The sequence below is a fragment of the Limnohabitans sp. WS1 genome, from assembly GCF_003063265.1.
Taxonomy (GTDB): Bacteria; Pseudomonadota; Gammaproteobacteria; order Burkholderiales; family Burkholderiaceae_C; genus Limnohabitans_A.
Map to the genome: position 1 here is coordinate 709,939 of NZ_NERU01000001.1, position 25,155 is coordinate 735,093.

Annotated in this window: 24 protein-coding genes; 12 read left to right on the forward strand and 12 right to left on the reverse strand. The window is 60.8% G+C overall.

Annotation, left to right across the window (positions count from 1 at the left end):
* Nucleotides 1–136: 136 nt before the first annotated feature.
* The 5 genes from B9Z48_RS03395 (at nucleotide 137) to B9Z48_RS03415 (ending at nucleotide 6,689) form a co-directional block, all read left to right on the forward strand.
* Nucleotides 137–994 carry a class I SAM-dependent methyltransferase gene (locus B9Z48_RS03395; RefSeq protein ID WP_089961365.1) on the forward strand — a complete coding sequence of 286 codons (858 nt, stop codon included), beginning with the start codon at nucleotides 137–139 and terminating at the stop codon, nucleotides 992–994.
* Between the two features lie 17 nt (nucleotides 995–1,011).
* Nucleotides 1,012–2,139 carry an FAD-binding oxidoreductase gene (locus B9Z48_RS03400; RefSeq protein ID WP_089961361.1) on the forward strand — a complete coding sequence of 376 codons (1,128 nt, stop codon included), beginning with the start codon at nucleotides 1,012–1,014 and terminating at the stop codon, nucleotides 2,137–2,139.
* A gap of 17 nt (nucleotides 2,140–2,156) precedes the next feature.
* A complete protein-coding gene (locus B9Z48_RS03405) occupies nucleotides 2,157–5,375 on the forward strand; it encodes a 4Fe-4S double cluster binding domain-containing protein (RefSeq protein WP_108377199.1) in 3,219 nt (1,072 codons plus the stop codon).
* A gap of 80 nt (nucleotides 5,376–5,455) precedes the next feature.
* Nucleotides 5,456–6,175 (forward strand): SDR family NAD(P)-dependent oxidoreductase, encoded by a 720-nt coding sequence (locus B9Z48_RS03410; protein WP_089961356.1) that lies wholly within the window; start codon nucleotides 5,456–5,458, stop codon nucleotides 6,173–6,175.
* Between the two features lie 148 nt (nucleotides 6,176–6,323).
* Nucleotides 6,324–6,689, forward strand: coding sequence for a hypothetical protein (locus tag B9Z48_RS03415; RefSeq protein WP_089961353.1), 366 nt, complete (start codon nucleotides 6,324–6,326; stop codon nucleotides 6,687–6,689).
* Between the two features lie 133 nt (nucleotides 6,690–6,822).
* Here B9Z48_RS03415 and B9Z48_RS03420 read toward each other — a convergent pair whose 3' ends face one another.
* Nucleotides 6,823–7,140: an NIPSNAP family protein gene (locus B9Z48_RS03420; protein ID WP_089961350.1), complete on the reverse strand. Its 318-nt coding sequence runs from the start codon at nucleotides 7,138–7,140 to the stop codon at nucleotides 6,823–6,825.
* A gap of 209 nt (nucleotides 7,141–7,349) precedes the next feature.
* On the opposite strand from B9Z48_RS03420, the gene argE reads away from it, so the two are divergent.
* Both argE and B9Z48_RS03430 read left to right on the forward strand, forming a co-directional pair.
* Nucleotides 7,350–8,570 (forward strand): acetylornithine deacetylase, encoded by a 1,221-nt coding sequence (gene argE, locus B9Z48_RS03425; RefSeq protein ID WP_089961491.1) that lies wholly within the window; start codon nucleotides 7,350–7,352, stop codon nucleotides 8,568–8,570.
* Nucleotides 8,571–8,606: 36 nt separating this feature from the next.
* Entirely contained in the window at nucleotides 8,607–9,575 is a 969-nt protein-coding gene (locus B9Z48_RS03430) for a tripartite tricarboxylate transporter substrate binding protein (protein ID WP_089961346.1), read from the forward strand.
* 69 nt (nucleotides 9,576–9,644) lie between these two features.
* Here B9Z48_RS03430 and B9Z48_RS03435 read toward each other — a convergent pair whose 3' ends face one another.
* Nucleotides 9,645–10,211 (reverse strand): TMEM165/GDT1 family protein, encoded by a 567-nt coding sequence (locus tag B9Z48_RS03435; protein WP_108377118.1) that lies wholly within the window; start codon nucleotides 10,209–10,211, stop codon nucleotides 9,645–9,647.
* 165 nt (nucleotides 10,212–10,376) lie between these two features.
* Here B9Z48_RS03435 and B9Z48_RS03440 point away from each other — a divergent pair, with 165 nt between their 5' ends.
* Nucleotides 10,377–11,579 carry an ammonium transporter gene (locus B9Z48_RS03440; protein ID WP_089961339.1) on the forward strand — a complete coding sequence of 401 codons (1,203 nt, stop codon included), beginning with the start codon at nucleotides 10,377–10,379 and terminating at the stop codon, nucleotides 11,577–11,579.
* A gap of 228 nt (nucleotides 11,580–11,807) precedes the next feature.
* Nucleotides 11,808–12,389 (forward strand): RNA-binding protein, encoded by a 582-nt coding sequence (locus tag B9Z48_RS03445; RefSeq protein WP_108377119.1) that lies wholly within the window; start codon nucleotides 11,808–11,810, stop codon nucleotides 12,387–12,389.
* 603 nt (nucleotides 12,390–12,992) lie between these two features.
* Here B9Z48_RS03445 and lptC read toward each other — a convergent pair.
* Genes lptC through B9Z48_RS03460 form a run of 3 tightly spaced genes read right to left on the reverse strand, consistent with a single transcriptional unit; the run spans nucleotide 12,993 to nucleotide 15,173 of the window.
* Complete coding sequence (lptC, locus tag B9Z48_RS03450) at nucleotides 12,993–13,619, reverse strand: LPS export ABC transporter periplasmic protein LptC (protein ID WP_089961332.1); 627 nt, start codon at nucleotides 13,617–13,619, stop codon at nucleotides 12,993–12,995.
* Complete coding sequence (locus B9Z48_RS03455; RefSeq protein WP_108377120.1) at nucleotides 13,616–14,194, reverse strand: HAD family hydrolase; 579 nt, start codon at nucleotides 14,192–14,194, stop codon at nucleotides 13,616–13,618. Before B9Z48_RS03455 ends, lptC begins: the two co-directional genes overlap by 4 nt.
* 1 nt (nucleotide 14,195) lies before the next feature.
* Nucleotides 14,196–15,173, reverse strand: a complete 978-nt coding sequence (locus B9Z48_RS03460; protein WP_108377200.1) for an SIS domain-containing protein — start codon at nucleotides 15,171–15,173, stop codon at nucleotides 14,196–14,198.
* A gap of 90 nt (nucleotides 15,174–15,263) precedes the next feature.
* Between B9Z48_RS03460 and B9Z48_RS03465 the strand changes: the two genes are divergently transcribed.
* The 3 genes from B9Z48_RS03465 (at nucleotide 15,264) to B9Z48_RS03475 (ending at nucleotide 18,431) form a co-directional block, all read left to right on the forward strand.
* On the forward strand, nucleotides 15,264–17,249 hold the full coding sequence (locus B9Z48_RS03465; RefSeq protein ID WP_108377121.1) for a monovalent cation:proton antiporter family protein: 1,986 nt from the start codon (nucleotides 15,264–15,266) through the stop codon (nucleotides 17,247–17,249).
* A gap of 5 nt (nucleotides 17,250–17,254) precedes the next feature.
* Entirely contained in the window at nucleotides 17,255–17,809 is a 555-nt protein-coding gene (locus B9Z48_RS03470; RefSeq protein ID WP_089961325.1) for an adenine phosphoribosyltransferase, read from the forward strand.
* Nucleotides 17,810–17,894: 85 nt separating this feature from the next.
* Nucleotides 17,895–18,431 carry a 2,4'-dihydroxyacetophenone dioxygenase family protein gene (locus B9Z48_RS03475; RefSeq protein WP_089961322.1) on the forward strand — a complete coding sequence of 179 codons (537 nt, stop codon included), beginning with the start codon at nucleotides 17,895–17,897 and terminating at the stop codon, nucleotides 18,429–18,431.
* A gap of 88 nt (nucleotides 18,432–18,519) precedes the next feature.
* On the opposite strand, the gene B9Z48_RS03480 is transcribed toward B9Z48_RS03475, so the two are convergent.
* Genes B9Z48_RS03480 through B9Z48_RS03510 form a run of 7 tightly spaced genes read right to left on the reverse strand, consistent with a single transcriptional unit; the run spans nucleotide 18,520 to nucleotide 25,125 of the window.
* Nucleotides 18,520–19,593: an ABC transporter substrate-binding protein gene (locus B9Z48_RS03480; protein ID WP_108377122.1), complete on the reverse strand. Its 1,074-nt coding sequence runs from the start codon at nucleotides 19,591–19,593 to the stop codon at nucleotides 18,520–18,522.
* Nucleotides 19,590–20,741 carry an FAD-binding oxidoreductase gene (locus B9Z48_RS03485; RefSeq protein ID WP_089961316.1) on the reverse strand — a complete coding sequence of 384 codons (1,152 nt, stop codon included), beginning with the start codon at nucleotides 20,739–20,741 and terminating at the stop codon, nucleotides 19,590–19,592. Before B9Z48_RS03485 ends, B9Z48_RS03480 begins: the two co-directional genes overlap by 4 nt.
* Nucleotides 20,738–22,135: an FAD/NAD(P)-binding oxidoreductase gene (locus B9Z48_RS03490; protein ID WP_108377123.1), complete on the reverse strand. Its 1,398-nt coding sequence runs from the start codon at nucleotides 22,133–22,135 to the stop codon at nucleotides 20,738–20,740. Before B9Z48_RS03490 ends, B9Z48_RS03485 begins: the two co-directional genes overlap by 4 nt.
* Complete coding sequence (locus B9Z48_RS03495) at nucleotides 22,132–22,434, reverse strand: (2Fe-2S)-binding protein (protein ID WP_089961310.1); 303 nt, start codon at nucleotides 22,432–22,434, stop codon at nucleotides 22,132–22,134. Before B9Z48_RS03495 ends, B9Z48_RS03490 begins: the two co-directional genes overlap by 4 nt.
* On the reverse strand, nucleotides 22,431–23,225 hold the full coding sequence (locus tag B9Z48_RS03500; protein WP_089961307.1) for an ABC transporter permease: 795 nt from the start codon (nucleotides 23,223–23,225) through the stop codon (nucleotides 22,431–22,433). Before B9Z48_RS03500 ends, B9Z48_RS03495 begins: the two co-directional genes overlap by 4 nt.
* Complete coding sequence (locus tag B9Z48_RS03505; protein ID WP_108377124.1) at nucleotides 23,222–24,082, reverse strand: ABC transporter permease; 861 nt, start codon at nucleotides 24,080–24,082, stop codon at nucleotides 23,222–23,224. The genes B9Z48_RS03500 and B9Z48_RS03505 overlap by 4 nt, the downstream gene beginning before the upstream one ends.
* Nucleotides 24,079–25,125 (reverse strand): ABC transporter ATP-binding protein, encoded by a 1,047-nt coding sequence (locus B9Z48_RS03510; protein WP_108377125.1) that lies wholly within the window; start codon nucleotides 25,123–25,125, stop codon nucleotides 24,079–24,081. Before B9Z48_RS03510 ends, B9Z48_RS03505 begins: the two co-directional genes overlap by 4 nt.
* Between the last annotated feature and the right edge of the window lie 30 nt (nucleotides 25,126–25,155).

A 25,155-nucleotide genomic window follows, 5' to 3' on the forward strand; every position in this document is an offset into this window, starting at 1 on the left:
CTTGCTGGATCGAACCTTGGCAACTGACCGGTGTGGATCGACACAGCCGGTCCTGTCACCCCCACAGCTGCCCTTGCTCTGAAATCCGGTTACCCTCCAAAACCTCACAACAACCTTGCTCAGTCTGGTTCTGCCCATGCCCAAGTTCACCCGTCTTTGGCCCCTTGTGGCCCTGTTGTTGTTGCAAGCTTGCAGCAGCCTGCCCCCTGAAACCTACACGCCCAAACTGGGGCAAATGGGCAAGGACGTGATGTGGTTGCCCACCCGGGACGAGCTGGTCACGCAGATGCTGGCGGCCGCACGCGTCGGCCCCAATGACGAGGTGGTGGACCTGGGCGCGGGCGACGGCAAGATTCCGATCGCGGCGGCGCGGCAGTTCGGGGCGCGGGCCTGGGGCATTGAATACAACAAAGACCTGGCCGCACTGGCCCAGCGCAACGCACAAAGGGCAGGGGTGGCCGAACGTGTGCGCATCGTGCACGGTGACATCTTCAAAGAAGACTTTTCCAAAGCCACGGTGGTCACCATGTACCTGCTGGAAGAGCTGAACGCGCAATTGCGGCCCACGATATTGGCCATGAAACCGGGCACGCGGGTGTTGTCCAACACGTTTTCCATGGGCGACTGGGAACCCGATCAGGTGATCCGCGCGGGCACCAACACAGGCTATTTCTGGACCGTGCCCGCCAACGCAGCGGGCCAGTGGACGGTGCAAGGCCTGGATCGCCGAGGCCCTGTGCGCTTGCAGCTGACGCAGCGGCACCAGCGCGTGGGCGGAACGCTGACCTTGGGCACACAAGTGCAGCCTTTGTTGGGGGCTCGCATCGAGGGGGATCAGTTGCATCTGAGCTTCATCAATGCCGACGGCCAACTCCAGGCGGCCAAGCTGCAAGTGCAGGGCCAGACCCTGGCCGGGGAGCTGGTCGGTCCTTATGGCATGGTCGAGGTGCAGCCAGAGGTGGTCAAGCTGTCGGGCCAACGTGTGGCCGACTGAGCCACCGAAAGTCATCCATGAACACCACTGCAGACTTTCTCATCATTGGCGGCGGCGTGGCCGCAGCCTCGGTTGGCCATTGGCTGGCCCCTCACGGCCGGGTGGTTTTGCTCGAACGTGAATCGCAGCCGGGCTACCACGCCACGGGGCGCTCGGCGGCCTTGTTCATGGAGAACTACGGCACACCGCAGGTGCGGGCGCTGACGCGGGCCAGTCGGGCGTTTTTGCAGTCACCGCCACCGGGCTTCAGCGACCACCCCGTCTTGTCACCCCGTGGGGCCGTGATGGTGGCCACACCGGGTCAAGATCAGCTGTTGGCCGATGACTGGGCCGCCTCGTCTCAGGCCACGCCCCATGTCCGCTTGCTGGACATGGCCCAAGCCTGTGCCTTGGTGCCGGTGCTGCGCCCCGAAAAAATCATCGGTGCGGTGTTCGAACCCGACGCCATGGACATGGATGTGCACAGCATCCACCAAGGCTATTTGCGCGGCATTCGACGCCACGGCGGACAGCTGATGTGCGACGCGCAAGTCACGGCCTTGCAGCACAGCCACGGAGTGTGGCGCGTGCAGGCGGCGGGGCAGACCTTTGAAGCGCCAGTGGTGCTCAATGCCGCCGGGGCTTGGGCTGACGAAGTGGCCCGGCTGGCGGGCGTGCGCCCCGTGGGCTTGCAGCCCAAGCGCCGCTCGGCCTTGACCTTTGCGCCGCCCCCCGGTCTGCTGTGCAGCCATTGGCCCATGGTGGCCAGTCTGGACGAAAGTTGGTACATGAAACCCGATGCGGGCATGTTGCTGGCCTCGCCCGCCAACGTGGACCCGGTGCCGCCGCACGACGTGCAGCCCGAAGAGATGGACATTGCCCTCGCCATCCACCGCATTGAAGAGATGACCACCTTGCAGATTCGCCGCCCGACGCGCACCTGGGCCGGTTTGCGCTCCTTTGTGGCCGATGGCGATTTGGTCGGCGGTTTTGACCCGCAGGCCCCAGGCTTTTTTTGGGTGGCGGCGCAGGGCGGCTACGGCATCCAGACTTCGGCGGCCATGGGGCAGACCTGTGCGGCGCTGGCCATGGGCCAAGGCGTGCCTGAGGCGGTGGCGGCGTTTGGCCTGACGGCTGACATGCTCTCGCCAGCGCGTTGGGGCTGAACCCAGGGGGCTTGCACATGCGCTTGTTTTCTTACCGCGACCGCCCCGTGCACTTGGGGCCCTACCCACTGGAGCGCCTGCGCCGCACGGCGGCCACGCCCGACGACAGCGTCGTGCCGCCCATGCAAGCGCTGCGTTTTGAACACGATGACCCCGAATCGATGGCCCACGCCATGGCGCGTTACATGGCCATGTTTGATCTGGTGCGCGATGGGGCCGTGAACCCGCAAATAGGGGAGATTCCGGCCGAGCCCGACGAACGCGCCCGGCACCTGAAGGCCGCGGGTTATTACTTTGACGCGTCGATGATGGGCATTTGTGCCCTGCCCGCCAGCGCCTGGCTCGCCGATCCGATCCGCAACCCCGCTGTGCCTGCCTTGGGCGAAGAGTTGGCACAAAGCCAGCCCGCCAGTTTTGCGGCGGGCATGGACATGATCTTGGCCGATGTGCTGGAGTCCGCCCGCACTGTGCATGGGCCGATTGCGCACCACAGGCACGCCATCGTGATCCTGGTGGAGTTTGCGCGAGACCCCAAACCGGGTGAGCCCGGCTGCGACTGGCTGGACGGCACACAAGAGCCCCGTGCCGCCGTGCTGGCGGCGCAAACAGCCGTGCTGCTGTCGAGTTATTTGCGCATGCTGGGTCACGAGGCCCGCGCCCACAGCGCCAGCTGCAGCGATGTGGACTTGGCCCGCCTGGCCCTGGCCGCAGGCCTGACGCTGCCCGATGGCGGCAACCCCTATGTGGGCCAGCGCTATGCCTTGGCCGCTGTCAGCACCACGCTGGCCATCGCCCCCGATCAGGCGCTCGACCCTCAACAAAACCGCTGGCAAAGCCACGGCCCGGCCTGGTGGCTAGGCCAAGGCACCTTCAAAGGGGCATTCCACCGCGACGCTTATGCCCGGCGCGAGTTTCGCCAAGGGGCGCACCCGTTTGAAACGCTCAAGCGTCAAGACACGCCCACCACCTTCATCGACCACGACCGGGTGCCTCGATTCCCGAAGCGGGCCGACTTTTTTGCCCGGGCCTTGTTTGGCGACTTGGGCAAGTCGGTGCAAGACGACGCCAAGAACGCGCACTACGTGATGAAAAGCCCCATCGGGGCCTGTGCACGTCGGGCGCTGGGCGCATTGCTGCTCTTGCAGTTTGGCCCGGCGCGTGGCCCGGTGGCCGCCAGCACGCTCGACCCCCAACGCAATGCCGACAAGCTGAAAGCCGCTTCTTACTATTTGGGGGTGGACGCGGTGGGCCTGTGCGCCGTGCCCGAGTGGGCCTATTACTCGCACGACGCGGGTGGCAACCCCATGCCCGCTTACCACGCCAACGCGCTGAATTTGTTGATCGACCAAGGCCACGAAACCATGGAAGGCGCGAGTGGTGACGACTGGATTTCGGTGGCGCAAAGCATGCGGGCGTATTTGCGCTTTTCGCTGATGGGCGGCATCTTGGCCGAGCAGATTCGGCGGCTGGGCTATTCGGCCCGGGTGCATTCGGTGCTCGACGGTGATGTGCTGCAGCCGCCTTTGTTGTTGCTCTCGGGCCTGGGCGAAGTCAGCCGCATTGGCGAGGTGATCCTCAACCCGTTTTTGGGCCCGCGCCTGAAAAGCGGCAGCGTGACCACCGACATGCCCATGACGCCCGACCGGCCCATCGACTTTGGCTTGCAAAGCTTTTGCGAAAGCTGCAACAAGTGCGCCCGCGAATGCCCGTCCGGGGCCATCACCGCTGGCCCCAAGCTGATGTACAACGGCTACGAAATCTGGAAAAGCGACGCCGAAAAATGTGCCCGCTACCGCATCACCAACGCGGCAGGCGGCATGTGCGGGCGCTGCATGAAAACCTGCCCATGGAATCTGGAAGGCCTGCTGGCCGACAGCCTGTGGCGCCAAGTCGCCATGAAGCTGCCCGCCGCTGCACCGGCGCTGGCGCGGCTCGATGACCTGCTCGATCGCGGCAGCATCAACCCGGTCAAAAAATGGTGGTGGGACATCGAGCTGGACAAGCGCACGGGCCGCTATGTGCAGGCTGCGCAAACCCACCAGCGCACCCTGCAAAAAGACCTGGACCTGCGCTATGAAGACCAGACTCTGGCCGTGTACCCGGCCGACAAAATGCCGCAACCTTACCCGGTGACTTACCCGGTCAACCGCGAAGAGGGCATTGCCCGCTACCAGGCCTTGCTCACGCCTGCGCAATACCAAGCCCGTTTGGCGGCAGGCCAGACCGAAGGCCTGGCCCCAGGGCCGCAGCCCTTGCCTGCCGAGCCGCCGGTGTTCCCGGTGGTGCTGCACAAACGTGAAGAGATGGCCGAGGGCCTGGCGCGTTACGAGTTCAAAGCACCCGATGGCCGCGAGCTGCCACCGTTTGAGGCAGGCGGGCACATCGACGTGGTGATCGCGCCCGAATACCAGCGCCCCTACAGCCTGGCGGGCGATCCGGCGGACCGCAGCAAATATGTGCTGGGCGTGTTGCGCGAGCCGCCCGAATCCGGCGGGCGCGGCGGCTCGGCGCTGATGCACCGGGCTTTTCGCGAAGGGCGTAAGGTGTTTGTGTCGCGCCCGGTCAACCACTTCGCGCTGCACGAAGACGCCACCCACAGTTGGCTGATGGCCGGGGGCATTGGTGTGACGCCCATGATCGCCATGGCGCACCGCTTGCATGCTTTGGGCAAACCGTTTGACTTTCACTACAGCGCCGCCAGCCGCACCACAGCGGGCTTTTTGAAAGACCTGGCCCAGGCCCCCTGGGGCCATCAGGTGCAATACCACTTCAAAGACGAAGGTCAACGGGCCGACCTCATGGAACTCTTGCCCGACTTTGAGCCAGGCCAGCATGTGTACACATGCGGTGCACCGCGCTTCATGGAAGGTGTGTTTGAAGCGGCTGCTGCGCATGGCTGGCCACAAGACGCGTTACACCGCGAATACTTCAGCGTGCCCGAGGCCGACGCTTGGGTGAATCAGCCCTTTGAGCTGCTGATGCAAAAGTCGGGCCGCCGCTTGAGCGTGCCCGCCGAGCGCAGCGCCACCGAGGTGCTGGCCGAGGCGGGCGTGGGCGTCAGCGTGAAATGCAGCGACGGCCTGTGCGGCGTGTGCGCCCTGCCTTACGATGCACAAGCCTCTGATGCGGTGGAGCACCGCGACTTTGTGCTGAGCCACAAAGAGCGGCAGCACAAAATCATCTTGTGCTGCTCACGCGCCCAGCATCCTCAGGGTTTAATCGTCCTTGACATGTGAAGAGGGGATCGCTTGAATCCGGTCGAGGCCGAGGCGATCTGCACCGTGTCTGCAATACATCAACAACAGGGAGAAATCATATGGACAAAGAACGCCAAGTCTTCATCACCGGCGGCACCAGCGGCATTGGCGCAGCCATTGCACGGGCTTTTGCGGCCACGGGGGCCAGTGTCACCGCCACGGGGGCCACCAAGGCCGAAGTGGAAGCTGCACAGGCTTTGCCCGCCAACCGCCTGATCGCTTTCCATGTGATGGACGTGCGTCACGCAGAGCATGTGCGGGCACATCTGGGTGAATACACCGCGCTCGATGTGTTGGTCAACTGCGCCGGCATCATCCAGCGCAACGCCGAGCACGACCCTGAGGTGTTTGCCCAAACCGTCGACATCAACCTCAACGGCACCATGCGGGTGTGCGCTGCGGCGCGTGCAGGCCTCAAGGCACGCCAAGGCTGCATCGTCAACACCGCTTCCATGCTGAGTTTTTTTGGGGGTGGCCTCACGCCCGGCTACAGCGCCAGCAAGGGCGGTGTGGCGCAACTGACCAAGTCGCTCGCCATTGCCTATGCGGCCGACGGCATCCGGGTGAACGCCGTGGCCCCGGGCTGGATCGCGACGCCCTTGACCCAAGCCTTGCAGGACGACCCGGCACGCAACGCCCAAATTGTGGGCCGCACGCCCATGGGCCGTTGGGGCCAGCCCGAAGACGTGGCCGATCCGGTGCTGTTTTTGGCCAGCCCGGCCGCACGTTTTGTCACGGGCGTGGTCTTGCCTGTGGACGGTGGTTACCTGATTCAATGAACCGTTGGGCGGGGGTGCTGACTGGGCGCCCGGGTGCCGAGTCAGGCTACAAGTTTTAACAAAATTTACTTTTTAATCACTCGTGTGATTGTTTTGTTGGCATGAATTGATAAATAAAATAGAGCACTTTGGATTTATCTGACCACCCATGCGTTTGTTGTTGACTGTGTCCACCCTCTTGGGTTTGTTCTTGGCGGGCTGCGCCACAGGGTCCGCCCCGATGGCGGGCGCCGAAATCCAGTCCATCACCGACATCATGGTGTGTGACCAAGACCCGGCCCCTGTTCGAGGGGCTCGCGGCGAATACCAGGGCTTGCAACTGGGCTGCGCTTTGAATCAGCGGCCAGGCCAAATGCTCATCGTTCAGGAGAGCCCGTCCAGACGGGTCAAACTCCAAAACGATGCGCACAAGAACGGTTTTTTCAAGGTGGGCGACCGGGTCATTTACCCGGCTGAGAGCATCTGGTCACGTCACGCAGCAGACTTGCCCTGGATCAAACTGGCCCCGCCTTGAGCGCGGGGCATGCAAGCTTGCAGGACCCGCCACCCGTAGGAGCGGTGCCCCCGCCGCGATCAAGCCTCGCAGACCACTGCCCATCGCCGCGAGGGCGAGGCACCCACACCTACAAGGCCCAGTCCCCGGGCGTTCAGGGCTGTGGTCCCCAAGGCGCGGACAGCATGAGCTTGTTTTCCTGCTCGCGGATCAGCGGGCGGATTTTGGCCGCAAAGGCCATGAATTGCGCATCGCCATACACCCCGGCCCAAAAAGCGCGGCGGTCGTTGTCGTCGTCGAACTTCCAGACGTGGATGAGTTGGTTCAGCGCACCCACGTCACCGGTGAAATAACCCACCAATTTTTGCGGGTGCTTGGACAGCACCGGCCAGCCTTCGTTGGTGTAGAGCGAGACCAGCTCAGACATTTTTCCCACAATCGCGTGGTAGGTGCGCAGTTCATAAATGGCCATGAAAACTCCAAGTGTTCGGGGTGAAAGGAACACAAACTTTAGGCGCAGATGACGCCTGCGCATGTCGGCAAGGTGACGCCGGGCAGGCCGGGCTTGGCGCATCCACCAGCCATGCCCTGTAAGATCAAAAACTGTTCCGGCTGAACAGTCCTGGCTGAACTGTCCCGGGTTTGAGCCCCCGCTTTGCCCCCGTCTTGATGGAGACCCCCATGAACGCACCGCTTCCTCACGCCGCCCTGAGCCCTGTGCAAGCCGCCGACCTGGCCGCCTTGCCCCTCATCGAAAAATGGATCGCCTTTGCCACCGTCTCCCGCGACAGCAACCTGGCCTTGCTGGACTGGACCGAGGCTTACCTGAACGATCTGGGCATCAGCTGCAGCCGCACCTACGACGACAGCGGGCAAAAAGCCAACCTCTGGGCCACCCTGCCCGCGCACGACGGCGAAACCAAAGTGGGCGGCCTGGTGTTGTCGGGCCACACCGACGTGGTGCCGGTGGACGGCCAGCCCTGGGACACCGACCCGTTCAAAGTCGTGATCCAAGGCGACAAGATGTACGGCCGGGGCGTGACCGACATGAAGAGTTTTGGGGCCATCTGCCTGATGATGGTGCCCGAGCTGCTGAAAAGAAAACTCAAGCGCCCGATCCACCTGGCTTTCAGCTACGACGAAGAAGTGGGCTGCATTGGCGTGCGCCGCATGATTGCCGACATGGTGGCCCAGGGCTTCAAGCCTGCAGGCTGCATCGTGGGCGAGCCCACCGGCATGCAGGTGGTGATTGCGCACAAGGGCAAGCATTCGTACAAAACCACGGTGCACGGTTTTGAGGCCCATTCTTCGCTCACGCCGCTGGGTGTGAACGCGGTCGAGATCGCTTGCGAGTTTGTGGCGAACCTGAAAACCATGCACCGCGAGCTGGTTCAAAACGGCCCGTTCGACCCGATCTACGACGTGCCGCACACCACCATCCACACGGGCGTGATCGCAGGCGGCACCGCGCTCAACATCATCCCGCGCCAGTGCGAGGTGACTTGGGAAATCCGCCACCACCACATGAACACGCCCGAAGACCTGTTTGCCCAGGCCAAAGCCTTTGGCGAGAGCTTGGTGCCCGCCATGCAAGCGGTCGCACCCGACACCGGCATCACGCATGAACTCAAATCGGTGTTGCCCGGTTTTGCCACGGCGGCCGACAGTGAGATCGCGCAGCTGTGTTTTGACTGCGCCGAAGTCGACCCGGCCAGTGGCGCGGGCAAGGTGTCCTTTGGCACGGAAGCTGCTCTGTTTCACCAGGCGGGTGTGCCCACCATCGTGTGCGGCCCCGGCCACATCGCGCAGGCGCACCAGCCCAACGAGTGGGTCACGCTGGAGCAACTGGCCTGGTGCGAGCGCTTCATGCGCCGCCTGGCCGACCGGGTGTGCGTGGCCTGACTTTGAATGTTTTGAACCCATCACAAGGAAACTCTCATGATGCAACGGCGTGAAATTTTGACGGCCACTTTGGGCACAGCTTTGCTGTCGGCCGTGGGCCTGGCGCAAGCGCAATCCACCAAAACGGTGCGCATCGTGGTGCCTTTTGCAGCCGGTGGTGTGCAAGACACGCTGGCCCGTGCGCTGTCCCAAGAGATGGCAGCGGCCTTGGGCCAGACGGTCATTGTGGAAAACCGCGCAGGCGCAGGCGGCACCGTGGGCACCGGTTATGTGGCCCGCGCCGAGGCCGATGGCACGGTGATGGTGGCCGCAGCGGCCAGCCACAACATTGCCGGATCGCTCTACACCAAGCTGGCTTATGACCCGCAAAAAGACTTTGCACCCCTGGCCCACATTGGCAGCGCCAGCTACGTGCTCATGGTGCACCCCGATGTGCCCGCCAAAAACGCGGCCGAATTCATCCGTTATGCCAAGGCCAACCCCGGCAAGATGAACTACGCCAGCGCCGGTGTGGGCAGTGCCACCCACTTGGCCATGGCCTATTTCACGGGTCTGTCGGGCACGGACGTGGTGCACATCCCGCTCAAGGCCACGGGCGAAGCCATCAACGAAGTGCTCTCGGGCCGCGCCCAAGCGGTGATTGCGGCCAGCATTGGCGCACTGTCTTTTGTCAAGGACAACCGCATCCGCTTGCTCGGGGTGACCTCGCCCCAGCGCAGCAAATACCTGCCCGACTTGCCCACCATTGCCGAGAGCGGTTTGCCGGGTTACCAGTTTGATTCGTGGTTCGGCTTCTTGGGCCCTGCCGCTGTGCCGGCCGCCGAAGCCAACCGCATCAACGCGGCTGTGAGCAAATTGCTCAAAGACCCGGCCGTGTTGGCCCGCCTGGACAAGCAAGGCATTGAGCCCCGCGACATGAGCAACGCCGATTTCGGCAAGCTTTTGGCCGCCGACTATGTGCGCATGGCGCAGGTGGTCAAGGCTTCGGGGGCCAAGATCGATTGATCCTCCCCAGGGTCAGGCGGCGGGGGCCTGTTCGGCCAAAGGCGCTGTTCAGGCAACCATGAAGGCTGTTCACGCGCCCCAGCCGGACAAAGCGATCACGCCCAGCACCGCAAAAATGCCTGCCGACACCAAGTGAACAAGGCGCAGGGGCACGCGCCGGGTGATGGCGTCACCCAGCCAGACCACCGGGGCGTTGGCCAGTATCATGCCCAAGGTGGTGCCTGCGACCACCATCAACCAAGCGTTGTACTGCGCGGCCAACATGACCGTGGCAATTTGGGTTTTGTCGCCCATTTCTGCCAAAAAGAAGGCCACGACGGTCGTTAGAAAGACGCCCATGCGGGGGGCGCTGTTGCCCTCATCGTCGTCCAGTTTGTCGGGAATGAGCATCCACACGGCCATGGCAATGAACGATGCACCCAAGACCCAGCGCAACACATCGGGCCCCATCACCGTGGTGACCCAACTGCCCACAGCACCGGCCAGTCCATGGTTGGCCAGTGTGGCCACTAAGATGCCCAGCACAATGGGCCAGGGTTTGCGAAAACGGGCGGCGAGGACCAGCGACAAGAGTTGGGTTTTGTCGCCCATTTCGGCCAGGGCCACGATGCCGGTCGAGACGAGGAAAGCTTCCATAGGGTGGATTCACAGAGTCAAAGATGGCGCATCTTACGTGAGCGATCTGGGCCTGTTGTGCAGGTGTGCATCAATTTGGGCCTATTTCTTGCTTTCGTTTGGTGCGCCAAGGGGCATGAAACCCTTTATGCACCAATTTAGTTCAAAAAACCTTGAGAGACGGTCATGGAAGCACTGAAACAGGGCGCAGATGCGCTATTTATTTTGTTGGGCGGCATCATGGTCTTGGCCATGCATGCTGGTTTTGCATTTTTAGAGCTGGGCACGGTACGCAAAAAGAACCAGGTCAATGCGCTGGTCAAGATCTTGGTGGACTTTTCCGTGTCTACGGTGGTTTATTTTGTGGTGGGCTACAGCGTGGCTTATGGCACCACCTTCTTTGTTGGGGCCGAACAACTGGCCGCCAAAAATGGCTATGACTTGGTCAAGTTCTTCTTTTTGCTGACCTTTGCGGCGGCCATTCCCGCGATCATCTCGGGTGGCATTGCCGAGCGTGCCAAGTTTTGGCCTCAGCTCATTGCCACGGCGGTGATTGTGGGTTTTGTGTATCCCTTTTTTGAGGGCATTGTCTGGAACCAGCACTTCGGGGTGCAAGCCTGGATCAAGGCGGTCACGGGCGATGAGTTCCATGACTTTGCCGGCTCGGTGGTGGTGCACGCCATGGGCGGCTGGATTGCTTTGCCTGCCGTGGTGCTGTTGGGTGCACGTTACAACCGTTACCGCAAAGATGGTCAAGTCTCGGCGCACCCTCCATCGAGCATCCCTTTTTTGGCATTGGGCTCGTGGATTTTGATCGTGGGCTGGTTTGGCTTCAATGTGATGAGCGCTCAAACGCTCGACAAAATTTCGGGCCTGGTGGCCGTCAACTCTTTGATGGCCATGGTGGGCGGGACCTTGGCGGCTTTGCTCTTGGGCAAAAATGACCCCGGTTTTGTGCACAACGGCCCCTTGGCCGGTTTGGTGGCGGTGTGTGCGGGCTCCGATTTGATGCACCCATTTGGTGCATTGGTGACGGGTGCTGTGGCAGGTGGTTTGTTTGTGGTCATGTTCACACTGACCCAAAACAAATGGAAGATTGACGATGTGCTGGGTGTTTGGCCACTGCATGGTCTGTGTGGCGCTTGGGGCGGTTTGGCCGCAGGACTTTTTGGCACGCAAGCCTTGGGTGGCTTGGGTGGGGTCAATTTCACAGCCCAATTGATCGGCACAGGTTTGGGTGTTGTTTGGGCTTTGTTGGGTGGCGTGTTGGTTTACGGTGTTTTAAAGCTCACCTTGGGTCTGAAAATGAGCCAAGAGGAAGAATACGATGGGGCAGATCTGAGCGTTCACAAAATCAGTGCGACACCGGACCGAGAGGTCAGTTGGTAAAACCACAAAATATCGCCTCAAAGCCCCTGAATACGGGCTATGAGGCGATTTTCATTGCACAGTTTTTGGATTTATGACGCATAATTATTGTGCTTTTCTGAAAAAAACAGTGAGGCAATGTTTGCGGTGACCAGATCAGTTTCGCTTTCCTTCCGTGGTTTTCAGGCTTGTTGAATGCGCTTTCGGAACTCCATCGCTTTTATTTCTGTGTTTTGAGGAGTCCCTTTTATGGGCAATAAACTTTACGTTGGCAACCTGCCATATTCGGTTCGAGACGCTGATCTGGAACAAGCTTTTGGTGAGTTTGGCATGGTGACCAGCGCCAAAGTCATGATGGAACGTGACACGGGCCGTTCCAAGGGTTTTGGTTTTGTGGAAATGGGCAGCGACAACGAAGCCCAAGCGGCCATCAATGGCATGAACGGCCAAGCCCTCGGCGGTCGCAATGTGGTCGTCAACGAAGCTCGCCCCATGGAAGCACGTCCTCCACGCACAGGTGGCGGCGGTTTTGGTGGTGGCGGTGGTTACGGCGGCGGTCGCCGTGAAGGCGGCGGCGGCTTCGGTGGCGGCCGTGAAGGCGGCGGCGGTTACGGCGGTGGCCGTGAAGGCGGTGGCGGTTACGGCGGCGGCCGTGAAGGTGGCGGCGGTTACGGCGGTGGCCGTGATGGCGGCGGCGGTTACGGCGGTGGTCGCGAAGGTGGCGGCCGTGAAGGTGGTGGCGGATTCCGCAGCCCCTATGGTGCCGGTCCTCGCGGCGGTTCAGGTGGCGGTCGCCGTGAAGGCGGTGGCGGCTACGGCGGCGGTTACTGAGCCCGTGCCAGGCTTGAACCCATCAAGGTTCATCCCAAGTCAAAAAAAGCCCTGCCCTGCAGGGCTTTTTCAATTGCACAGAGCAGCACGCTCAGTCATCTGTTGGTGGGAGCCCAGCACAGGGTGCTGCCTGCCTTTTGTAGGAGCCCCGCCCCCGGGGCGATGGAGGGGGGTGGTCTGCGAGGCTTATCGCGACGAGGGCGTCGCTCCTACAAGGGGAATGTCTGCATTTTGTAGGAGCCCCGCCCCCGGGGCGATGGAGGGGGGTGGTCTGCGAGGCTCATCGCGACGAGGGCGTCGCTCCTACAAGGGGAATGTCTGCATTTTGTGGGAGCCCCGCCCCCGGGGCGATGGGGGTGGTGGTCTGCGAGGCTTATCGCGACGAGGGCGTCGCTCCTACAAGGGGAATGTCTGCATTTTGTGGGAGACCCGCCCCCGGGGCGATGGGGGTGGTGGTCTGCGAGGCTTATCGCGACGAGGGCGTCGCTCCTACAAGGGGAATGTCAGCATTTTGTAGGAGCCCCGCCCCCGGGGCGATGGGGGTGGTCTGCGAGGCTTATCGCGACGAGGGCGTCGCTCCTGCACAAAACATCATGGGCCGGATCAATTTTTGGAGATGGCGGGCTTTTCAGTGGTGGGCATGAGTGTGGCTTTGACCCGGCCTTGCATCAGGTATTGACCCGAGCGGGTGTTGAAGTCCAGCGTTTGCGAAGTGAAAACATCGCGTTGGCGGGTGATCACAACGGGCAGTGAGGACACCAGCCGGTCCTCGTTCAAAATGGCCGTCAAGCGTTCACCTTGTAGCCGTGTCAAAGGGGTGCGTGCATCGGCTTGTCGAACGGCCCGCACATTGCCGATCAAGGTGAACTGGTTGTCGTTGTCGCTGGAGATGCCCTGATCGGCTTCAGCGGTCAATTGGCTGCCCAGCTCGTTTTGGGCAAATATGCGAATGCGCTGGATGTGCAACTCATTGGGTTGCGGCAAATGCGTGGCGGCTGCTCCGCTGATTTGCCGCGTCAATTGGCCTGTGGCATCAAAATTTTTGACCGTGAAATTTTGCAATTGGTAATCTGGCTCGGTGCGCACAGGCCGGTCAAGGTCGGTGGGCAGCAACTCGGGCAAACTGCGCACCAACCACCAACTGACCAAGGCCAAGGTGGCCATGATGATCAAGGGAACGTAGAGTGTCAGTCGGTCCAGGCTGCGACGAAAACGCACCCAAGCATTCATGCCGAGGCCCCGGGGTGGTCATGGTGCCCGACTTGGGCCAGCAAACCGGCGTAGTGCCCACCCGCAACCAGCAGCAGATCACAAAACGCGCGAGCAGCACCTTCACCCCCGCGTTCGGTGGTGACGTGGTGGGCCAGGGCCTTGGCTTGCGCATGGGCATTGGCCGGGGCGCAGGCGAAGCCCGCCCGCTGCATCACCGGCAAATCGGGCCAGTCATCCCCCATGGCCGCTGCTTGTGACCAAGTCAGGCCCAACTCGGCCAGAAAAGCTTCGGCGGCAGGTCGTTTGTCTTCGGTGCCAAACCGGGCATGTTGAACGCCCAGCGCTTTCAGTCGCAGTCGAAGAGGGGCCGAATCGCGGCCCGTGATGACCACTGGTGTGATGCCCGCTTTTTGCAAAAGCTTGATGCCTTGGCCGTCGAGGACGTTGAAGCGCTTGAGGGTTTCACCGCTTTTAGAAAAATACAAACCCCCATCGGTCAGCACGCCGTCGATGTCAAAAAAAGCCACCCGCACACCTTGGGCTTGTAACAGCAGCTCGGGCGGGTAGTTCAAGGCTGGGGCAATGGTTTGCATGTCAGATCACCTTGGCCCGCATCAGGTCGTTGGAGTTGATGGCTCCGCACAAGCGGCCATGGTCATCGACCACCAAAATGCTGGTGATGCGGTGCAGCTCCATCAATTCTGCGGCCTCAACGGCCAGTGCACTTTGCGCAATGGTGTGGGGGTTGGCATGCATCACATCGCTGGCCTTGAGGGCTCGCAGGTCAACACCTTTTTCAATCAGGCGGCGCAAGTCGCCATCGGTGAAAACGCCCAAGACCCGTCCATCGGCATCGGTGATCGAGGTGGCACCCAGGCCTTTGCTGCTCATTTCACGCATGAGCGTGGTGAATTCGGCATCGGGGCTGACCTGGGGCACATCCTGGCCTTTGCGCATGACATCGCTCAAATGGGTCAGCAGCCTGCGCCCCAAGGACCCACCCGGATGGCTGCGAGCAAAGTCTTCTGGCTTGAAGCCGCGGGCATCCAGCAGGGCCACGGCCAGTGCATCGCCCATGGCCAGCTGAGCCGTGGTGCTGGCGGTTGGGGCCAGGTTCAAAGGGCAAGCTTCTTTGTCCACAGAGCAATCGAGCACCACATCGGCGTGCCGGGCCAAAGCAGAGGTCAAGCCGCCCGTCATGGCGATCAGTGGGACGCCTTGGCGTTTGAGCACCGGCAAGATCGCCACCAGTTCATCGCTTTCGCCGCTGTTGGAAATGGCCAGCACCACATCCACCACTTTGATCATGCCCAGGTCGCCGTGGCTGGCCTCGGCCGGGTGGACAAACATGGCCGGTGTGCCTGTCGAGGCCAAAGTGGCCGCAATTTTGCGGCCAATGTGACCGCTCTTGCCCATGCCCGTGACCACCACACGGCCTTGCACGACGAGCAACATGTCAACGGCCGCAACAAAACGATGGTCCAGCCGCTCCTTGAGTTTGAGCAGGGCGTTGGCCTCGATGTCGAGGGTTTCGCGGGCCAATTGGAGGGTTTGGTGTGGGTGTGCAGGCATGAGGATCATTTTATCGGTCTGATGGCACGGGGGGAGTGGCTGCACTCACAACGCCGTCGGATGTTCACAAGGCCTTGTTAATATCTGATCATGAATGCTTTGGAGTTGACGCTGTTGTATTTGCTGGCCGCCGTGTTGGGTGTGGTCGGATGCCGCATGCTCAAATTGCCGCCCATGCTCGGCTATTTGGCCGTGGGGGTGGTGATTGGTCCCAATGCGCTGGCGTTGGCGCAAAACTCTGAAGGGGTCAAGCACTTGGCCGAGTTCGGCGTGGTGTTTTTGATGTTTGTCATCGGGCTGGAGTTCAACCTGCCCAAACTGCGCTCCATGCGCAAACATGTCTTTGGCCTGGGTTTGCTGCAGGTGGTGCTGACCTTGGTGATCGTGACGGTGTTTTCCTTGTTTGTCGCCGCCCTGGCCCCCACCCTGTGGAAGATGGAATGGCAAACCGCATTGGCTTTGTCCAGCGCCATGGCCATGAGCAGCACGGCCATCGTGATCAAGCTGGTCGCTGACCGTCTGGAGCTGGAGTCCGAGCACGGCAAGCGGGTGGTTGGGGTGTTGTTGTTTCAAGACTTGGCCGTGGTGCCCTTGATCGTGATGATCCCGGCCCTGAGCGCCCCAGCTGACGAGATGCTCACCGCCTTGTTGATGGCCGCGCTCAAAGCCACGGTCTTGATCACCGTGCTGATGACCGGAGGCCAGCGGGTCATGCGCTGGTGGTTGACGCTGGTGGCGCGGCGCAAAAGCGAAGAGTTGTTTGTGCTGAATTTGTTGCTGGTCACGCTGGGGCTGGCCTGGATCACCGAGCTGGCCGGCCTGAGCTTGGCTTTGGGGGCTTTTGTGGCCGGCATGCTGATTTCAGAGACCGAATACAAGCACCAGGTGGAGCTGGACATACGGCCCTTTCACGACGTCTTGTTGGGCCTGTTTTTCATCACCATCGGCATGATGCTGGACTGGCACATTGTGGTGGAACGCTGGCCACTGGTGCTGGTGCTGACCACGCTGCCCGTGTTGTTCAAACTGGTGTTGGTGGCTGCTTTGGCCAAGATGACCGGGGCGACCCACGGGGTGGCTTTGCGCACCGGCTTGTACCTGGCGCAAGCCGGTGAGTTTGGCTTTGTGTTGCTCACTTTGGGGGCGCAAAGCCAAATCATTCCACCGGCCTTGCTCAACCCGGTGCTGGCCAGCATGGTGCTGTCGATGATGGCCACACCCTTCATCATCATGCACAGCAACAGCATTGTCATGAAGGTGGTGGCCAGCGAGTGGTTGCAGCAATCACTGCAAATGACCACCATTGCCCGCAAGTCGATCAACACCAGCAAACACGTCATCATTTGTGGCTACGGACGTTGCGGGCAAAACCTGGCCCGCATGCTCGAAAAGGAAAACATCCCCTACATGGCGCTCGACCTCGATCCGGACCGGGTGCGCCAGGCCGCAGCGGCGGGCGATTCGGTGGTGTTTGGTGATGCCGGGCGTTTGCAATCGCTGATGGCCGCCGGTTTGGCCCGCGCCAGTGCAGTGGTCATCACCTACCTCGATGTGCCAGCCGCCATGAAGGTGCTGGACCACAGCCACAGCCACGCACCTCAGGTGCCAGTGATTGTGCGCACCAAGGACGATTTGGACCTTGAAAAGCTGCAACTCGCCGGGGCCACCGAGGTGGTGCCCGAGGCCCTGGAAGGCTCGCTCATGCTGGCCAGCCATGCGCTGGCGCTGGTGGGTGTGCCCATGCGGCGCGTGATCCGCATCGTGCAAGACCAGCGCGATGCCCGCTACAACTTGTTGCGTGGTTATTTCCATGGCGCGGACGACGACACCCTGAGCGAAATTGACCACGAAAGGTTGACCACCGTGGGCCTGCCTTTGGCGTCGCACTGGTTGGGCAAGCAGGTCAAAGACTTGGCGTTTCACGCCATGGGCGTGCGTGTGGTCAACCTGCGCCGCGCCAACGGTCAATCTGAACAAGTCAGCGACAACACCGAGCTGTTTTCGGGCGACACACTGGTGTTGTCCGGCAAATCCCAAACCCTGGCTGTGGCCGAAGAAAAACTCCTGCGAGGCTGAAAGACATGGACGATTTGAACGTCAACGACTATTTGAAAAGCCATATCCGCACCGTGCCCGACTGGCCTGCGCCGGGCGTGCAGTTCCGTGACATCACGCCGCTCTTGCAAGACCCGCGCGTGTTCCGTGTCTTGATCGATGCCTTTGTACACCGCTACATGCACCCGGCTTTGCGCCCCGATGTGGTGGCCGGTCTGGATGCGCGGGGCTTCATTTTGGGTTCGGTTGTGGCCTATGAATTGGGCCTGGGTTTTGTGCCCATCCGCAAAAAAGGCAAGCTGCCTTTCACCACGGTGGAAGAAACCTACGAGCTGGAATACGGCAGCGCCACGGTGGAGTTGCACACCGACGCCGTCAAACCCGGCCAGCGCGTGCTGTTGATCGACGACTTGATCGCCACGGGTGGCACCATGATGGCGGGCAAAAAGTTGCTTGAAAAGCTGGGGGCCACCGTGATCGAGGGCGCGGCCATTGTCGATTTGCCGGAGCTGGGTGGCTCGCAGCGCATCCAAGACAGCGGTCTGAAATTGTTCACCTTGGTGTCGTTCGAGGGGCATTGAGCGCTGGCGCAGCTGTCGCGCAAGACGCTGACAGCGGGGTCAGCACGTTTTAAGCTGGTCTTTTCAGCTCTTTGCACCCACTGCCATGAACGCACCCCACACCCCGCCAGCGGTCGCCGACGACCGCCTGCCTTACGCCAAACCTCAACCCTGGGGCATGGCCCCCGACATGGTGGTGCACGATGTGCAAACCGAGGACGAGCGCCTGTGGGCGCCGGTGGGCGAGGGCATTTGGTCGCGCCCGCTGCACCTGAACGTGTCCGGCGGCTTTTATGTGCACCTGCTCAAAGTCAAGCGCTCGGGCCTGTTGCAGCGCCACCGCCATTCGGGCATGGTGCATGCCCATGTGCTGCGCGGCAAATGGTTGTATCTGGAGCACGACTGGGTGGCCGAAGAAGGCAGCTACGTGTTCGAGCCGCCGGGCGAGACCCACACCCTGGTGGTGCCCGACGACTGCCAGGACATGGTGACCCTGTTCACCGTGCATGGCGCTTTGATGTACGTGGACACCCAAGGCAACGCCACGGGCTACGACGATGTCTTCACCCGCATCGAGAAGTACCGCGCCCACTTTGAAGCCGTGGGCCTGGGGGCGGATTACGTCAAGCAATTCATGCGATAAACACGGCCCTTGCCAGGAAAAAACCCCCGCCCCTTGTACAAAAGGCAGGGTTTGGGGGGGTTAAAGTCAGGCCAGTGCTGTCCAGGCTTTATCGCTCGATGGTGCGGTTCCAGCGGGCATTCCAGGTGGGACGGTTTTCATTGATGACCGACCAATCGAGCACCACCGCTGTTTTCATGTAATCGGCAAATTGCCGGAGTTTCAATTTGGCATCGTCGCCCACGGCGGGTGCTTTGGGGTTGGATGGAATTTGATTGCCATGCTCCAGCCCAGCCGCTTGGGCAGACGCTGACAACAGGTGCTCGGCCAGCTTTTGTGCCAAAACCGGCTCAGAGTTGTTGGCGATCACACACTGGGCCACCATGAGCACCACCGAGCCTTCTTTGGGCTGAGCGTATTCCACGGCAATGCCTTTTTCCTGCAAGGTGGCCACGCTCGTGGGGGTCAGGGGGGCGATGGCCGCTTCGCCGTTCTGGATCATTTCAGCCAATTTGGCCGAGCTGGGGATGTACTCCAGCACATTGGGGCCAATCGATGATTTCCACGCCGCAAAGCCGGGCTCCACATTGGCCTCGGTGCCGCCTTTGATGCGGTTGAACATCAAGAAACCATGCAGACCAAAGGACGATGAGGGCATGGACTGGAACACCACCTTGCCCTTGAACTTGGGATCGGCCATGTCCAGCCAAGAGGTGGGGGCGGCCCAGCCTTTTTCAGCAAACATCTTCTTGTTGTAAGCCAGCCCGGTCATGCCCATGGTCACGCCCGCTGCAATGTCATCCTTGAAACGAGCGGTGGGAAAAATCTCATTCAAGGCCGGGCTGGGTTTGAGTTTTTCACACAGGCCCATGCCGGCCGCACGGATCATCACACCATCGTCCAGGAACATCACATGCATCTGAGGCTTGTCTTTGTTGGCCTGCGCCTTGGCCAAGATTTCGGAAGAAGTGCCAGGCACCACCACCACCTTCACGTTGTTGGCCTTTTCAAAAGCGGGAAAGACATGGCTGGTCCAGGTTTTCTCCATCACGCCGCCATTCATGCCGATGTACAAAGTTTTGGTTTGGGCCTGCGACAAGCTTGGCGTCAAGGCCGCGAGTGCAACAGTGAGGGCACAAAGCGGCGTTTTTACAGAAAGAGTGGATCGCAACAAGGGGGTCATGGTAAGTCTCCTGGGGTTGATGTGACGGACGAAGAAAGGGCAGAAAAACGGGCAATCGAAAAAGCCTCGATGGGCGTGGACGAATGGCCGTGGCAAACCAGTTCGGTCAACACCTCTCCCACAGCGGGGCCGGTTTGAAAACCAGCGCCTGCGAAGCCAAAAGCGTGAATCAGGCCGGGCGTGGTCTGGCTCCAGCCAATCACCGGCTCGTGGTCTGGCAAGTAGCCTTCTGTGCCACTCCAGGTGCGGATCACATGGGCATGCCGCAAGCGGGGGAGCAATTCAACCGATCGGGCCAGCACCAGGCCAATGGCTTCGCGTGAGGGACTGGCTCGCAGATCATCGAGCGCAAAACCACGCGAGCCACCGATCACGCAATTGCCTCTGGGTGCTTGTCTGGCGTAGATGCCACCGCCTTCGACCCCCAGGCTCAGGTTCATGAATGTGGGCAAGGGTTCGGTCACGGCCATGACCGGGTGTGCCGAGACCATGGGCACGGATTCGTTGAATTGGGCGGCCACTTGCCCTGCCCAGGCCCCTGCACAATTGAGCAAATGGGTGCTGCCGATGCGAACCCCCGTGTCCGTGTCCAACTCGAAACCACTCGGTGCATGAACCAGGCGCACACAAGAAGTTCTCTCCATGATCACCGCCCCTGCATCTTGCGCGGCCTTGGCAAAAGCAGGTGACACCAGCCGGGGGTTGGCGTGACCATCTTCAGCACACAAAGAACCGCCCACGATGCGTTCGCCCAGCCAGGGGTAGGTTTTGCGCAAAGCATCGCCCCCGATGATCTGCAAATCCAGGCCATGGCTTTGGCATTGATCTCGGTACGCTTGCAGCGAGGCCATGTCCGCTTCTGTTCGGGCGATCTTCAGATGTCCTGAGCGAATGTATTCGCCTTCGATCCCGATCACAGCGGGCAAGCGCCCCCAGATTTCGTGGGCTCGCTGAGACAGGGGCAGCTGCACCAGCGAGCGACCTTGGCGGCGCACGCCACCGTAGTTCACCCCGCTTGAGCGTGATCCGCACACATCCCGCTCAAGGAGCACAACCGATTTGCCGTGTCGCCTCAAAGCCAAGGCAGCAGAGGCCCCGACAATGCCGCCGCCCACAATGGCCACATCAAAGTCTTGTCGGCGGCTCATGCAGGCCCCTCGGTTTGGGCGCTGAAGGTGTTTTCAAAAGGAATGGGTTTGATGGGCGCTTGCCCACGCAAACGGCCCACCTGCGAGGGCGATTGCTGCGTGCAATGCGCCAGCAACTCGGCTGCGGCGCACCCACACATCCGCCCCTGGCAGCGCCCCATGCCCACACGCGAAAAAGCCTTCAAACGGTTCAACTCAAGCGCCCCTGATGCTTTGGCCGCGTTGCGAATGTCTCCGGCGGTGATCTCTTCGCAGCGGCAGATCACCACCGCATCCGAGGTCAACGCGGGCCATTGGCGCGGCTCGGGAAAGGCCTTGGTCAAGCCCGCGCCAAAAATTCTGCGTCGGGCCATCATTTTGTCCAGCGCATCGATGCGGGCTTTTTCATCTTCGCTCAGTGTCAGTCCTTGATCGCTGAGCAAGGCCCAAGCCGCCCGTTCACCAGACCATTGCGCGGCATCGGCACCCTGAATGCCCGCCCCATCACCGGCCAAGTAAACCCCTGGCACTGAGGCGCGGCCCGCGCTGTCTTTGGCAGGCAACCAGGCCCTGTCGGCCTCGTCATACGCCCATTCGCAACCCAACAAATCGGCCAACTGCGTTTCGGAGCGCAAACCGTAACCCGTGGCCACGGCATCACAAACAAGGCGGTGTTCGCCTTGTTTGTCGCGCCAGATCAACTGCTCTACCGATGCCTTGCCCAGCGCTTGCACCGGCAAGGCACCTCGGTGAATCGGCACGCCATGCGCCATCAGCCAAGCCACGTAATACACGCCTTTGGACAGCATCGATGCCTGGGCCGTCAGCTCAGGCAAAGCGCGAAGTTGATCGCTCCACTGGGCACTGTCCAAAATGGCCGCCACCTGCCCGCCCGCTTTGGCGTATTGGTAAGCCACCAAATACAGCAACGGTCCCGTGCCCGCAAAAACCACTTGGCGGCCAATGGCGCAGCCCTGAAATTTGAGCGCCACTTGGGCGCCGCCCAAGCTGAAGACGCCCGGCAGTGTCCAGCCCAGAAAGGGCAAGATCCGGTCGGTGGCTCCGGTGGCCACCAGCAAGGCCCCATAGGGCAAGACCGATGTCTTGCCCTCGTGCAGCAAATCCAGGCAAGCCGCTTGTGCATTCCACACCAAGGTGTTGGGTCGGTAATCAATGTGCGGCAACAAGTCCTGCATGGCCTGGAGCACAGCCTCGGCTTTGCCCGACTCAAACCCGTAAAGGGCCTTTGGGCTGCGCTGAAAATGTGCAGGCGGTTGGCGGTAAATCTGACCGCCGTGGCGAGCGTTTTCGTCCAGCACCACCGGGCGCAAACCTTTGCGCACCAGGGTTTGCGCAGCCAGCATGCCGGCCGGTCCTGCGCCCACGATCACAGGGGGTGACTGAAGCTTGTTCATGTTTTCACCACCAAGCGCATCCCTGACTCAATCAGGCGCAGACAACTGCGCAGCCGGGCACCGTCTTCTGTGGTGACCCAGCAATCCTGGCAAGCCCCCATGACACAAAACCCCGCCCGCAGGGTGCCCGATGGATCGCTTTGGCCCAGAGCGCGATTTTGAGTCAGCAAGGCGGTCATGATGGTGTCACCCACCAACGCCTCGCACGCTTGGCCATTGAGAAAAAACCCCAGCGTCTCACGCTCGGTCTCGGCCAGTCTGACCCACAAACCTGAGCCTGCGCAAGGTTCTTGTTTCATTTGCCACCCAACAGTATTTTGTCCAGACCATACAGTCGGTCCAAGATGACCATCACCCCTGCGGTCAAAGCCACCATCAAAGCCGACACGGCCGCCATCAAGGGGTCGACCGACTCTGTGGCGTACATGTACATGCGCACGGGCAAAGTCACCGTGGCCGGAGAAGTCACAAAAATGGACATGGTCACCTCATCAAAGCTGTTGATGAAAGCCAGCAACCACCCACCCGTCACGCCGGGCAAGATCATGGGCAATGTCACGCGCCTGAACACTGTTGCCCGACTGGCCCCCAAAGACAAAGCAGCGTGTTCACAGTGCTTGTCCATGCCCACGGCCGCCGCCAGCACCAGGCGCAAGGCATAGGGTGTGATCACCACCACATGCGCCAACATGAGCCAATAAAAATGGCCTGTGGCCCCGATCAGCGTGAACAGCCTCAAGATGGCCACGCCCAGCACCAAGTGCGGCACGATCAACGGCGAAAGAAACAAGGCATTGAGAGCGTCACGCCCTTTGAATTCATAGCGTGAGATGGCCAAGCCCGCAGGCACGGCCACCAGCGTGGACAAGCTGGCTGCACCCAAGGCCAGCCACAGACTGTTCCAGAACGAAGTGACGAAATCAGGGTGCTCAAACACGGCCTTGAACCAACGCAATGAATACTCAGTGGTTGGAATCGTCAAGGTGTTTTCAGGAGTGAACGCGACCAGGCAAACCACAATCAATGGGGCCAGCATGAAGACCATCACCAGCGCATTGAACAGTTTTGCAAGCCAGCCATTCGAGGTCATGCCACCCCCATGGATTTTTTGTAGCGGCCTTCCAGCACGCGGTTGTAGCTGAGCATCACCAGCAAATTGGCCACCAGCAAAATCAAGGCCAAAGTGGCCCCCAGTGGCCAGTTCAATTCGTGCAGGTATTCGTCATAAACCACAGTGGCCACCATTTTCAGACGCCTCCCCCCCAACAAACCCGGAATGGCAAAAGCACTGGCACACAAGCCAAACACGATCAGACAGCCCGACAAAATTCCGGGCATCACCTGTGGCAACACAATGCGACGCACAGCCGTCCATCGCGATGCCGACAAAGACAGCGCCGCCTGTTCGACGCCCGGGTCGAGCTTTTGCAGTGAGGTCCAGATCGGAATGATCATGAAAGGCAGCATGACGTGCACCAAGGCAATGACCACGGCCCACTCGGTGTAGAGGACTTTGAATGTGCCCAGGCCCGCAAAGCTGAAAAATTGGCTGATCACGCCACGCGGCCCCAGCAGCATGCTCCAGCCAAAGGCTCTGACCACCACAGAAATCAACAGGGGAGCCAGCACCACCAGCAAACACACCGTGCGCCATGGGTCACGCATTCGGCTCAACACATAGGCCTCAGGCGCACCGATCAGCAGGCATGTGGCGGTCGTCACGGCAGACACCCAAAACGTTCGCCAGAAAATTTCAAAGTAATACGGGTCGGTCAGCACCGCCACGTAATGGGCCAAGGTGTAGGCGTCTTTGACCCCCGTGTTGTAGTCAAAAACCTGGAATGACAGAATGCCCGTCATCAACAAGGGCAGCAGCAACAAACCACAAAACAGCAGCAAAGCCAGCGCTGACAGAAACCAGGGTGTCCAGCGTCCTGGTCTGCTCATGGCAGCACCCGCATGGCGGCATCGGACCAATCCAAACCAGTGATTTGCCCCTCGTGGAGGGGCAAACTTTCGTTGTTGGCACAGGTCACAGTCAGCAGTCCCAGCGCTGTCTCGATCTGGTAGAGCCATTGGCTACCCAGGAAAAAACGCGCCTTGACGGTCCCCTCCAGACGGCCCGTGCCGGGTGCAGCGCACTGAATTTTTTCGGGCCTCACGCTGACCATCAGCGTTTGCCCTTCGGCCCAGACGCCGCCTGCGACTGGGAGCTTCAAGCCTTGCATGTCAATGCAGCAATCACCCTCGTGGTTTTTGACTTGGCCATGCAAGAGATTGGCTTTGCCGACAAAGGTCGAAATGAAGGGGGTCTGCGGGTTTTCGTACAGCGCGTAAGGCTTGTCGATTTGTGTGACGCGCCCTGCTTGCATGACCACCACCCGGTCGCTCAGCGACATGGCTTCGGTTTGGTCGTGTGTGACCATGATGGTGGTGGTCCCCACTTTGCGCTGGATTTGCCGCAATTCAAACTGCATTTCTTCACGCAGTTTGGCGTCCAGGTTGGACAAAGGCTCGTCCAGCAACAGCACTGGCGGCTCAATCACCAAAGCGCGTGCCAAAGCCACCCTTTGGCGTTGCCCGCCCGAGAGTTCCCGGGGGTAGCGCTGCGCCAAATCGCTCAGGTGCACCAAAGCCAAAGCCGAGGCCACGCGCTGAACACGTTCGGCCTTGGCCATGGAGCGCATCTCCAAGCCAAAACTCAGATTTTGGGCCACCGTCATGTGGGGAAACAGCGCATAGCTTTGAAACACAATGCCCAAGCCGCGCGTGTTCGGGGCTTTGTGGGTGATGTTCTGGCCATCCAGAAAAATGTCACCTTCGCTGGCTTCTACAAAGCCGGCCATCATTTGCAGCGTGGTGGTTTTGCCGCAGCCCGAAGGCCCCAGCAGGGTGACGAACTCGCCTTTTTCAACGCTCAGGTTCACCTTGTCGACGGCGCATTGCGTGCCGTAAAACTTGGAAAGATTTGTCAGCGTCAAAAAAGACATTCACCACACTCCTGTGCCCGCTGGCCTGGC

Coding starts and splice junctions, on each gene's coding strand:
- B9Z48_RS03395 (WP_089961365.1), top strand. CDS start 137: ATGCCCAAGTTCACCCGTCTTTGGCCCCTTGTGGCCCTGTTGTTGTTG.
- B9Z48_RS03400 (WP_089961361.1), top strand. CDS start 1,012: ATGAACACCACTGCAGACTTTCTCATCATTGGCGGCGGCGTGGCCGCA.
- B9Z48_RS03405 (WP_108377199.1), top strand. CDS start 2,157: ATGCGCTTGTTTTCTTACCGCGACCGCCCCGTGCACTTGGGGCCCTAC.
- B9Z48_RS03410 (WP_089961356.1), top strand. CDS start 5,456: ATGGACAAAGAACGCCAAGTCTTCATCACCGGCGGCACCAGCGGCATT.
- B9Z48_RS03415 (WP_089961353.1), top strand. CDS start 6,324: ATGCGTTTGTTGTTGACTGTGTCCACCCTCTTGGGTTTGTTCTTGGCG.
- B9Z48_RS03420 (WP_089961350.1), bottom strand. CDS start 7,140: ATGGCCATTTATGAACTGCGCACCTACCACGCGATTGTGGGAAAAATG.
- argE (WP_089961491.1), top strand. CDS start 7,350: ATGAACGCACCGCTTCCTCACGCCGCCCTGAGCCCTGTGCAAGCCGCC.
- B9Z48_RS03430 (WP_089961346.1), top strand. CDS start 8,607: ATGATGCAACGGCGTGAAATTTTGACGGCCACTTTGGGCACAGCTTTG.
- B9Z48_RS03435 (WP_108377118.1), bottom strand. CDS start 10,211: ATGGAAGCTTTCCTCGTCTCGACCGGCATCGTGGCCCTGGCCGAAATG.
- B9Z48_RS03440 (WP_089961339.1), top strand. CDS start 10,377: ATGGAAGCACTGAAACAGGGCGCAGATGCGCTATTTATTTTGTTGGGC.
- B9Z48_RS03445 (WP_108377119.1), top strand. CDS start 11,808: ATGGGCAATAAACTTTACGTTGGCAACCTGCCATATTCGGTTCGAGAC.
- lptC (WP_089961332.1), bottom strand. CDS start 13,619: ATGAATGCTTGGGTGCGTTTTCGTCGCAGCCTGGACCGACTGACACTC.
- B9Z48_RS03455 (WP_108377120.1), bottom strand. CDS start 14,194: ATGCAAACCATTGCCCCAGCCTTGAACTACCCGCCCGAGCTGCTGTTA.
- B9Z48_RS03460 (WP_108377200.1), bottom strand. CDS start 15,173: ATGCCTGCACACCCACACCAAACCCTCCAATTGGCCCGCGAAACCCTC.
- B9Z48_RS03465 (WP_108377121.1), top strand. CDS start 15,264: ATGAATGCTTTGGAGTTGACGCTGTTGTATTTGCTGGCCGCCGTGTTG.
- B9Z48_RS03470 (WP_089961325.1), top strand. CDS start 17,255: ATGGACGATTTGAACGTCAACGACTATTTGAAAAGCCATATCCGCACC.
- B9Z48_RS03475 (WP_089961322.1), top strand. CDS start 17,895: ATGAACGCACCCCACACCCCGCCAGCGGTCGCCGACGACCGCCTGCCT.
- B9Z48_RS03480 (WP_108377122.1), bottom strand. CDS start 19,593: ATGACCCCCTTGTTGCGATCCACTCTTTCTGTAAAAACGCCGCTTTGT.
- B9Z48_RS03485 (WP_089961316.1), bottom strand. CDS start 20,741: ATGAGCCGCCGACAAGACTTTGATGTGGCCATTGTGGGCGGCGGCATT.
- B9Z48_RS03490 (WP_108377123.1), bottom strand. CDS start 22,135: ATGAACAAGCTTCAGTCACCCCCTGTGATCGTGGGCGCAGGACCGGCC.
- B9Z48_RS03495 (WP_089961310.1), bottom strand. CDS start 22,434: ATGAAACAAGAACCTTGCGCAGGCTCAGGTTTGTGGGTCAGACTGGCC.
- B9Z48_RS03500 (WP_089961307.1), bottom strand. CDS start 23,225: ATGACCTCGAATGGCTGGCTTGCAAAACTGTTCAATGCGCTGGTGATG.
- B9Z48_RS03505 (WP_108377124.1), bottom strand. CDS start 24,082: ATGAGCAGACCAGGACGCTGGACACCCTGGTTTCTGTCAGCGCTGGCT.
- B9Z48_RS03510 (WP_108377125.1), bottom strand. CDS start 25,125: ATGTCTTTTTTGACGCTGACAAATCTTTCCAAGTTTTACGGCACGCAA.